Below are 8,673 nucleotides of genomic sequence, written 5' to 3'. Positions count from 1 at the left end.
TTTGAGAGAATCGTGCTTCCAAACCTTGCGTCTTCATCGGCCCGCGTCCTGTAGGGGCGAAGCATTCGGGCAATAACCTATCGGTGAAACCGGAGATTTTCTATCCGAATGCTTCGCCCGTACTTTTTGCCGCAAACCCTAATTAGCCAATTTTTTAATTATTTCCACTGATTACTGATTACTGATCACTGTTAAAGCGAGATGCGGACGGGAGTGCGACTGGCTTTAATTTCCACTTCGGCCGGTTTAATCAGCGATCGCCCGGTCATTTCCACCGGGACGGGAATTTGGAGAATTTCGAGGATAGTGGGGGCAATATCGGCTAAACGACCATCATCCCGCAGCTGCACATCGCCACCATGACCCGGTATTTTTCTCCCTTCCCCTTCAATTAAAATTAAAGGAACGGGATTAGTCGTGTGGGCCGTCCAAGGATTACCCGACTCATCCACCATCGTTTCCGCGTTACCGTGGTCGGCAGTGATTAACACTGTTCCCCCCAATTTATTGATGCTACTTAACAACTTAGCCAAGCATAGATCCACCGTTTCCACTGCTTTCATGGCCGCGTCTAAAATGCCCGTATGACCCACCATATCGGGGTTAGCGTAATTGACTACCACAAGACTATAGATCCCCTGTTCAATCGCCCCACAGACCGATGCTGTTACCGTGGCCGCCGACATAGCCGGCGCTTGGTCATAGGTGGCGACTTTCGGACTAGGAATTAATTCGCGCACTTCTCCCTCAAAGGGTTTTTCTAATCCCCCATTAAAAAAGTAGGTGACGTGGGGATACTTTTCGGTTTCTGCACAACGAAACTGTTTTAATCCCTGTTGAGCGATCACCTGTCCTAAAATATTATTTAAATTCTGGGGAGCAAAGGCCACATCTACCGGTAATTTTGGATCGTATTGGGTAAAAGTGACAAAACTGAGGGGAGAAATTAAATCTCGATCGAAATCTTCAAAATCGGGCATAGTCAGGGCATAACATAACTGTCTAGCTCGATCGGGACGGAAATTATAGAATATCACCCCATCGCCCGCTTCGATCGCCCCTGGTGCAATTCTGGTGGGGGGAATAAATTCATCGGTAATATTTTGATCATAAAATGCCTGTAATACTTCTGTGATCGATCGCCCGTCGATACCTTGATCACTGGTCATCACGTTATAGGCTTTTTCCACCCGATCCCATCGGCGATCCCGATCCATGGCATAATAACGGCCACTGAGAGTCACCATGCGACCGAGATTGATTTTATTAATATGTTCTTGAATCCTTTTAATAGCGAGCATTCCGTCGGTGACGTTGGTATCGCGACCATCGGTGATGACATGAATGCAGACATCGCTAATCCCTTGCACTTTCGCTAAGTCTAATAATCCCAGTAGGTGATCGAGATGGGAATGGACTCCACCCTCGGAACATAAACCAATCAGGTGTAATTTGCTTTTTTTAGGGCGAATCTCAGCGCAGAGTTTTAATAAAGCCTGATTTTGTTGAATCGAACCATCTTCGATCGCATCGGAAATCCGTACTAGCTCCTGTGGTACAACTCGCCCCGCTCCGATATTGAGGTGGCCAACTTCCGAGTTACCCATCTGTCCTTCTGGTAGTCCCACATCCTTAGCGGAGGTGCGGATTAAGGTGTGGGGATAAACTTCCCAGAGACTATCCATAATCGGGGTTTTCGCCATTGCGATCGCATTATCCGACCTTTGCGGGCGATAACCCCAACCATCAAGGATAACCAGTACGACTGGGGATATAGGTGCGTGGGTCATGATATACAGTCCTAAATTAAGAGTGGATTTCCATGCACTAAGATAATATCATCGAAACTTCCATTGATCACCGGTGTCTGGGCGATCGACCCCCTAATGTCAGCAAATGATGGGGTAGTGAGGTAGTGGGGTGTTAGGTGTTAGGTGTTGGGGTAGTGGGGGGGGTGGGGAATTTAGCTGAAAGCTCCCCATCTCCCCAAATCCCCATCTCCCCAAATCCCCATCTCCCCAAATCCCCTAACTGATCACCGCTCACTGAATAATTATGTCTCAAAAAAACGAAACAACTGCTTTAATAATCGCTCTTTTAGCCACTGCGGGCATTTTAGGTGGGGGTTACTTCTGGCTACAAAGTCAATGTGCCGCAGGTCAAGAATTTTTTCTCTGTGGCAGCAGTAAAAGTCCGCAAAAATCCCCCACATCGGAAAGTGCCTCCTCTCCCCTACCCCCTCCCCCCTCACCCCAGGGAGTGGTTAGTTTTGCCCCACCGACTTCTATCCCCAGTGGCACGACAATTCGCATTAACGGCTCTACCAGTATGGTACAGATTAATCAAGCCTTAAAAGCCGCTTTAACTGCCAAATTTCAGGGGGTAGAGGTCTTGACAAATGCTCAAGGATCTGATAGGGGATTAGAGGAAGTGGCCCGGGGGGCGATCGATATTGCGGCGGTGTCACGACCTTTAACCGAGTCGGAACGCTCTCAGGGATTGGCTTCTAGTCCGATTGTTCGAGATGCGATCGCTGTTGTGGTGGGAGTAAAAAACCCCTTTGCGGGGGGGTTAACCACTACCCAGGTTAAAGATATTTTTACCGGAAAAATCACCTCTTGGTCCGAGGTGGGCGGTTCTGCTGCTACTATTCAAGTGATTAATCGTCCCCCTATTAGTGGCACTTATCAAAGTTTTCGTGAGGAAGTGCTGCAAGGGGGGGAATTTGGTACAGGAACTAATTTTAAAATGATGGACAGGGATGCCACCACCCCAATTTTGCGAGTTTTGGGACTGAATGGCATTAGTTACGCCACCTATAGCCAAATTGTCAACCAAAAAACCGTCAGAGCGCTCGCTATTGAGGGAATTTTACCCAGTGAACCTAATTATCCCTGGCAGCGTACCCTTTACTACGTTTACAAAGAACCTGCTAGTGAAACAGTCAAAGCTTTTATGGGTTTTGTGGCCTCTAGTGATGGTCAAGAAGCGATTTTTCGGGCCAATGAAGACCTACAAAGGTAGTTAGCGAGAATATCTGAAAATCTGGGAAATTTTACGCCTTGCATGACTAGGGTAAGCATTGTCTATTTTACCGTGGAGACGGGGAAGCATTGAGAATGGTTAGCTGAACACCATTATCTTTTTCATAAACGATCGCCACGGGAATGGTCAACCGGGGAGCCTTTTTCGGTAGATATGAAATTAGAAATTTCTCAGGTGAGACGAATGGAGTCATAAATTAAGTTATTCATTCCCATCGGCGATTCTACTGTTAAAATCAGAAAAAAGACGAGCTTAAGGTGGTATTGATGTCTATCATTAAACGGCGCAAATTTTTGGTTGGCTTGGTTTTGAGCCTTTTTTTCCATCGATTCTCAAACCAAAGCGTTTCAGCGCAGGAAAGTCAATCAGTCAACATTCAGTGGCGCGTTCCCGCAGAACAGGTGAACACTGTTCGGGAAGAATTGAACTTTGAAGGGCAAGTCATTCCAGACAAGTCAACGATAACGGATGATCGGGGATTACCCCTTATTTATATTTTAATTGGGGCAGTTGCTTTGGGGCAGATTGCCACAACTTTATTAGAAATTTATAAAGATACTAAATATGGAGGAGTTATTGTCCGTAAAAACAAAAAAGGAGAATTGTTAATCGAAAACAACGCAAATTTAGAACGAGGGACAATTATTATCGAGCAAGGTAATGAAGTCAAGATAATTTTTAGAGAAAAAAACGATCCAAAGGCAACCGAACTCATCCAAGCACTAACCCCATTAATAAAATGATGTGGAAAGAGTAAGGTAATGAAAAAGGCTTTTTGGGGATGTTTGGCATTAACGGGAATAACAGCTAGTCTTGTTGGTATAAAAATAGCACAAGCTCAGCGTAATTCCTTGATCGTAAAAGATGCTAATGGGAAAGAAGTTATTGTTTATCAAGAAAGCCATGCTTTAGTTATTTGGGCTGGAGATTATAAAAATTGGGGAAAATTAAATAACCTTCAATATGAAGCGAAAGAGGTCGTAACGGCACTACAAAAACAAGGATTTCAGGTTAGAGAAATTCCCAATCCCAATCGAACTAAATTGAGTAATGGGATCAAGGATTTTATCGATGATTATGGTTATCGACAGAATAATCGTCTAGTGATTTTTTTTGCAGGGCATGGTTACACTCGTCAGCAGACCAAAGGATATTTAGTTCCCGTTGATGCACCCGATCCGATTGTTGATGAACAGGGCTTTCTGAAAGCGGCATTGTCAATGGAACAGATTAATTCTTGGGCAACTCAAATGGAGGCAAAGCACGTTTTATTTGTGTTTGATAGTTGTTTCTCGGGAACGATTTTTAAACAAAGATCTAATGGAGAGGATGCGGGAAATGCTTATATCCGAGATGTGATGAATAAACCCGTGAGGCAATTTTTAACGGCTGGTGATGCGAATGAAAAAGTTCCTGCAAAAAGTGTATTTACGCCGCTATTTTTGAGAGCATTAGAAGGGGAGGCTGATTATACAAAAGATGGGTATGTAACGGGAAGTGAATTAGGTCTTTATTTGACGCAACATCTTCCCAATTTAACAAGGGGAAATCAACATCCTCAATTTGGGACGATTCTAGATGTTAACTTAAATCGGGGAGATATTGTTTTTCGCTCATCTATAGCCGTAGTATCCCCCCAACCCAGTCCATCACCTCCCGTGCTTACGCCACCGAAACCAACACCACCTACCCAACCGCGATCGACCCTCATCTCCTCAACCACTGGCGTGGACTATACAACGCTACGAGAACTCCTGCAACAAAAGAAATGGAAAGAGGCAGACGACATAACTTTTAAGTTAATGTTAGAGTCATCTAAGCATCAAAATCAAGACTGGACAAATAGAGACTGGTTAAGCGAAAAGGCTATTAATAGTTTTGCCTGTGAGGATTTAAAAATCATTGATCGGCTTTGGTCTGAGTACAGTAATAATCAATTAGGACTGTCGGCGCAATTAAAGTTTTGGAATGATGCTAAAAATAATTCAACAACTATCATTGAAGCTTATCGTCAATTTGCTCAATGGGTTCAATGGATACTACCATCTAGTATCAGTTCTGGCAGTAGCTATATATCGAGTGATGATATTAAATATGCTAATCCCCCTCAAGGACATCTTCCGGTACAAATAACTTATCCTTTAGGAGAGGGTTGGTCAGATGGAGGGAGCAATACGAATCGGCACTTGCTATATTCACGCTTTGCAGATTGTCGAAAGAAAGGTAATTAATATCAAGAATTGCTTAGATGTTGTTTAACATCTTATTCCTCGACTTCCATCGGGTGCAATGGCACCGTTGCAACTTTGAGTACCATTCAAAATTACACCACTCATATCAGCCCCAGTAAAGTTGGCATCCCATATATAGGCATTAGCTAAACTCGCTCCCGTCAAATTAGCATCCATAAATTTTACACCACCCAAATTAGCACTATTTAGCTTGGCATTCTTGAGATTAGCCCCAATGAGGTTAGCACCTCCTAGGTTAGCACCTGTTAAAATTGCCCCTTCCAAATCAGCTTGTAGTAAATTACTTTCGCTTAAATTGGCACTTCTTAAATTAGCACCTTTCAAGTTGGCATTCTTTAAGTTCAACTTGCTTAAATCTGCGCCACTGAGATCGCAACCCGGACATTGTTTTGTCTTTTTTAGTTTTGCTACATGATCGGGGTTTTCTGCATAAATAGGGGCGGTTAACCCAATAAAGCTAAAGATAATGGCAACAGTTAAGGTTTTGAGCCTGATTTCCGCTAACATTTTGTCCACGATTGAAGATGAATAGTCCTTATCTTAGCTTTATCCTGTAAAAATGTCAAAACATTAAAGGGTATTCCACTAGGGGCATCCCACTATCACACTTTTTTAGTGCGTGTTTATATTCAAGAGTTTGGACAGTCCTGTGTCAGTGAATTGTAGCATATAAGGCGTTTCGCAGTTTTTTCAAACTCCGATCCTACATCGTTTCCACACGAGGTTATCAGGGGTTCCGCGATTCGATACCTGTCACCGTCACCCCAGGAGGGTAAATGCCATTTTCCCCTACATAATCTATGGTTTATAATTACGATAGATATTAACCACCGCAAGTTAGGAGTAAATACTTGTCAAAAAAGAAATTTCGTAAATCTGTTGAAAGCATTCGTTATCAAATTCTGATCCATCATCAAAAAATTGCCAATGAGGAACAAAAAGAATCCCCCGATGAAAACTTAATTAATTACTGGAAAAGAGAAATTAAAGGTTTAGAAAAAAGTTTATCTAGAGCAGAAAAGCGATTAAACAGAGGAAAATAAGCAATGATTTCAAACACTGAAAAACCCTTGAAAGTCAACTCTACCTTGGCCACTCTATTATCTGAATTAGGTGAAGAATGCGAGGCGGTTTTATTCTTACTAAGTCAGCTTAAATTACCAAGCCTAACTGATGACCAAAAAGGGGATATTTTGGCAGAATTAATAGGCTCAATTACTCACTTGCACGTTCATACCGAAAATTTACCTGATTTAATTGGGGATGAAATTTTAGCTTTGCCAGATGATCAATAATGTTATGATGATTCTTTGTTCTCTGGTTCAGTAGTAGTAGGTTGGGTTGAGGCACGAAACCCAACACAAAGCCTATAATTGTTGGGTTTCACTCTGTTCAACCCAACCTACATAACTTATCAAATCAAACAAATTCGTAATCTAATTTTAAAATATAAATTAGGAGGGAAAGATGAAAATTCGCTATGAATTAATTATTTATTGGAGTGAGGAAGATCAAGCTTTTATTGTTGAAGTTCCAGAATTAGCAGGATGTATGGCAGATGGAGAAACCTATCAGGAAGCTGTACAAAATGCTGAACTTGTTATTCAAGAATGGATTGAAACTGCCAAACAACTAGAACGAATCATTCCTGAACCAAAAGGACGACTATTATTTACCTAATGATGAAGTTTCTCTCGCCGCAGCTTGTGAATTGTAGCATATAAGGCGTGTCGCAGTTTTTGCAAAATCCGACATTTAAAGAATGAACAGGAGTCGCCAGCTTAAATCTGAATTGACGATTGTGTAGGGGTGTTCATAAAAAGCACCGTCCCAACTTTACCCGCGTCATCAAAGACAATAAGTTAAAATAAACAATATCTAATCAAACAAAGGCTAAATACCATGCCATCAATCAAAGGAACCGTTAAAAATGGTCTTGTTTACCCCAACGAAGCGAGCGCAGATCAAGAAGGAAAATCCGTCATCATCACCATTATCGAACCCAACCCAAATATTCCATCAACCGATGAATTATCATGGGATGAATCATCATGGAATAGCGAAGATTGGGATCAATTTGATCAACTCATCGAAAAATGTACCATAGATACCGGAATTGTAGATTTAGCCCATCAGCATGATCACTACATTCATGGAACTCCCAAAAGAGAATCCTATCCATAATGAAAGTATTTATTGATACAGCGGCTTGGATCGCCCTTGTTAACCAACGAGATGATTTACATTATCCCGCCCTAGAAGCCAGCAAAAAATTACGCCAGGCACAATCTACTTTGATTACAACCGAATTTGTCCTGTTATAAGTTGCTGATGGACTATGTAATTTATCGACTCGTTCCAGTGCAATCAACTTTATTGAGAGCTTGTATCGATTGCCAAAATTGAAAATCATTCAACTTGATCAAAGCTTATATCAAAAAGGCTGGCAACTTTATAAACAACGTCTTGACAAAGAATGGAGTCTAACCGACTGTATTAGTTTTGTTGTCATGAAACAGGAAATTATTACTCAAGCTTTTACCTCTGATCGTCATTTTGAACAAGCAGGATTTACGAAATTATTGTAAGATTGCATTATATAAAATTTGTTTATGTAACAAAATACATCACCCAAACTTTTAAATTATTAGAAATCAACGATCCTAAATGAACTATCAAAAAATTGAGGACATCTTTAACAAAAGAAATTAACTAAAAATAAACAATGCCTAAAACCACAGATGCCATAAAAATCATTCATCAAATCATCGCAGACGATCCCACAATACAAGAACAAATCGCCCTAGAATCCATCAACGCAGAAATCGCACAACTGATTTATGACTCTCGTACAAAAGCTGGATTAACCCAACAACAACTAGCCGACCTAATCCATGTTGAAAAATCCGTTATTGAAGATATAGAAGACGCTGACTATCAAGACAATCCCCTAATAATGCTGCAAAAAATCCCAATGAGGAACAAAAAGAATCCCCCGATGAAAACTTAATTACTGGAAAAGAGAAATTAAAGGTTGAGAAAAAAGTTTATCTAGAGCAGAAAAGCGATTAAACAGAGGAAAATAAGCGATGATTTCAAACATTGAAAAACCCTTAAAAGTCAACCCCACCTTAGCCACCTTATTAAGTAGGGAGGCACAATTATTTGTAGGATGGGTTAGCGGTAGCGTAACATAATCGGGCGTTGGGTTTCATGCTTCAACCCAACCTACGTTCTAATCTAAAAATAAAGGGATATCTTGAAATTGTAGTTTCCTCATCGGAAATTTTGGGTCTGAAACCCCGCCGTTCTAGGTTGGCTTTACGTTAGAATTAAAAGGCCAGTCTCGAAAACCAAGTGGACGGCGCAGCACCTT

The 8,673-nt window shown here is 41.5% G+C and carries 13 protein-coding genes; 10 read left to right on the top strand and 3 right to left on the bottom strand.

What is annotated here, in order from left to right; translation table 11 throughout:
* Positions 1-191: 191 nt before the first annotated feature.
* Positions 192-1,790, bottom strand: a complete 1,599-nt coding sequence (gene gpmI / locus IM515_RS09740) for a 2,3-bisphosphoglycerate-independent phosphoglycerate mutase (RefSeq protein ID WP_287630107.1) — start codon at positions 1,788-1,790, stop codon at positions 192-194.
* Positions 1,791-2,055: 265 nt separating this feature from the next.
* Here gpmI and IM515_RS09735 point away from each other — a divergent pair, with 265 nt between their 5' ends.
* Positions 2,056-3,024, top strand: a complete 969-nt coding sequence (locus IM515_RS09735; RefSeq protein WP_287630106.1) for a phosphate ABC transporter substrate-binding protein — start codon at positions 2,056-2,058, stop codon at positions 3,022-3,024.
* Positions 3,025-3,091: 67 nt separating this feature from the next.
* Here the strand turns inward: IM515_RS09735 and IM515_RS09730 are convergent, their stop codons facing one another.
* On the bottom strand, positions 3,092-3,238 hold the full coding sequence (locus IM515_RS09730) for a hypothetical protein (RefSeq protein ID WP_155726675.1): 147 nt from the start codon (positions 3,236-3,238) through the stop codon (positions 3,092-3,094).
* Positions 3,239-3,311: 73 nt separating this feature from the next.
* Here IM515_RS09730 and IM515_RS09725 point away from each other — a divergent pair, with 73 nt between their 5' ends.
* Positions 3,312-3,788, top strand: coding sequence for a hypothetical protein (locus IM515_RS09725; RefSeq protein WP_287630105.1), 477 nt, complete (start codon positions 3,312-3,314; stop codon positions 3,786-3,788).
* Positions 3,789-3,806: 18 nt separating this feature from the next.
* The gene (locus tag IM515_RS09720) at positions 3,807-5,276 is read left to right on the top strand and encodes a GUN4 domain-containing protein (RefSeq protein WP_287630104.1); all 1,470 of its coding nucleotides are present in this window, start codon (positions 3,807-3,809) and stop codon (positions 5,274-5,276) included.
* A gap of 24 nt (positions 5,277-5,300) precedes the next feature.
* Here IM515_RS09720 and IM515_RS09715 read toward each other — a convergent pair whose 3' ends face one another.
* Positions 5,301-5,804 (bottom strand): pentapeptide repeat-containing protein, encoded by a 504-nt coding sequence (locus IM515_RS09715; RefSeq protein WP_287630103.1) that lies wholly within the window; start codon positions 5,802-5,804, stop codon positions 5,301-5,303.
* Between the two features lie 344 nt (positions 5,805-6,148).
* Between IM515_RS09715 and IM515_RS09710 the strand changes: the two genes are divergently transcribed.
* The 7 genes from IM515_RS09710 to IM515_RS09680 all read left to right on the top strand — a co-directional run bounded on the left by IM515_RS09710 (position 6,149) and on the right by IM515_RS09680 (position 8,307).
* Entirely contained in the window at positions 6,149-6,340 is a 192-nt protein-coding gene (locus tag IM515_RS09710; RefSeq protein WP_004161490.1) for a hypothetical protein, read from the top strand.
* A 3-nt stretch (positions 6,341-6,343) separates the two neighbouring features.
* On the top strand, positions 6,344-6,592 hold the full coding sequence (locus IM515_RS09705) for a hypothetical protein (RefSeq protein WP_002745417.1): 249 nt from the start codon (positions 6,344-6,346) through the stop codon (positions 6,590-6,592).
* Positions 6,593-6,764: 172 nt separating this feature from the next.
* Positions 6,765-6,977 (top strand): type II toxin-antitoxin system HicB family antitoxin, encoded by a 213-nt coding sequence (locus tag IM515_RS09700; protein ID WP_002765615.1) that lies wholly within the window; start codon positions 6,765-6,767, stop codon positions 6,975-6,977.
* A 222-nt stretch (positions 6,978-7,199) separates the two neighbouring features.
* Positions 7,200-7,481: a hypothetical protein gene (locus IM515_RS09695; protein WP_287630102.1), complete on the top strand. Its 282-nt coding sequence runs from the start codon at positions 7,200-7,202 to the stop codon at positions 7,479-7,481.
* A complete protein-coding gene (locus IM515_RS09690) occupies positions 7,481-7,621 on the top strand; it encodes a PIN domain-containing protein (RefSeq protein WP_002765611.1) in 141 nt (46 codons plus the stop codon). Before IM515_RS09695 ends, IM515_RS09690 begins: the two co-directional genes overlap by 1 nt.
* A 78-nt stretch (positions 7,622-7,699) precedes the next feature.
* The gene (locus tag IM515_RS09685; RefSeq protein ID WP_223211765.1) at positions 7,700-7,885 is read left to right on the top strand and encodes a type II toxin-antitoxin system VapC family toxin; all 186 of its coding nucleotides are present in this window, start codon (positions 7,700-7,702) and stop codon (positions 7,883-7,885) included.
* Between the two features lie 137 nt (positions 7,886-8,022).
* Complete coding sequence (locus IM515_RS09680; protein WP_287630101.1) at positions 8,023-8,307, top strand: helix-turn-helix domain-containing protein; 285 nt, start codon at positions 8,023-8,025, stop codon at positions 8,305-8,307.
* The last annotated feature ends 366 nt before the right edge of the window (positions 8,308-8,673 follow it).

It is taken from the genome of Microcystis sp. M44BS1 (assembly GCF_020244875.1).
GTDB classification, from domain to species: Bacteria; Cyanobacteriota; Cyanobacteriia; order Cyanobacteriales; family Microcystaceae; genus Microcystis; species Microcystis panniformis.
Note: the sequence above shows the minus strand (reverse complement) of the source record. Positions and strands in the feature narration are given on the sequence as shown.

Bases quoted from the DNA above. Each gene is read 5' to 3' on its own strand.
- IM515_RS09725 (WP_287630105.1), top strand. From the start codon at position 3,312: ATGTCTATCATTAAACGGCGCAAATTTTTGGTTGGCTTGGTTTTGAGC.
- IM515_RS09720 (WP_287630104.1), top strand. From the start codon at position 3,807: ATGAAAAAGGCTTTTTGGGGATGTTTGGCATTAACGGGAATAACAGCT.
- IM515_RS09735 (WP_287630106.1), top strand. From the start codon at position 2,056: ATGTCTCAAAAAAACGAAACAACTGCTTTAATAATCGCTCTTTTAGCC.
- IM515_RS09690 (WP_002765611.1), top strand. From the start codon at position 7,481: ATGAAAGTATTTATTGATACAGCGGCTTGGATCGCCCTTGTTAACCAA.
- IM515_RS09715 (WP_287630103.1), bottom strand. From the start codon at position 5,804: ATGTTAGCGGAAATCAGGCTCAAAACCTTAACTGTTGCCATTATCTTT.
- IM515_RS09680 (WP_287630101.1), top strand. From the start codon at position 8,023: ATGCCTAAAACCACAGATGCCATAAAAATCATTCATCAAATCATCGCA.
- IM515_RS09730 (WP_155726675.1), bottom strand. From the start codon at position 3,238: ATGACTCCATTCGTCTCACCTGAGAAATTTCTAATTTCATATCTACCG.
- IM515_RS09705 (WP_002745417.1), top strand. From the start codon at position 6,344: ATGATTTCAAACACTGAAAAACCCTTGAAAGTCAACTCTACCTTGGCC.
- gpmI (WP_287630107.1), bottom strand. From the start codon at position 1,790: ATGACCCACGCACCTATATCCCCAGTCGTACTGGTTATCCTTGATGGT.
- IM515_RS09695 (WP_287630102.1), top strand. From the start codon at position 7,200: ATGCCATCAATCAAAGGAACCGTTAAAAATGGTCTTGTTTACCCCAAC.
- IM515_RS09700 (WP_002765615.1), top strand. From the start codon at position 6,765: ATGAAAATTCGCTATGAATTAATTATTTATTGGAGTGAGGAAGATCAA.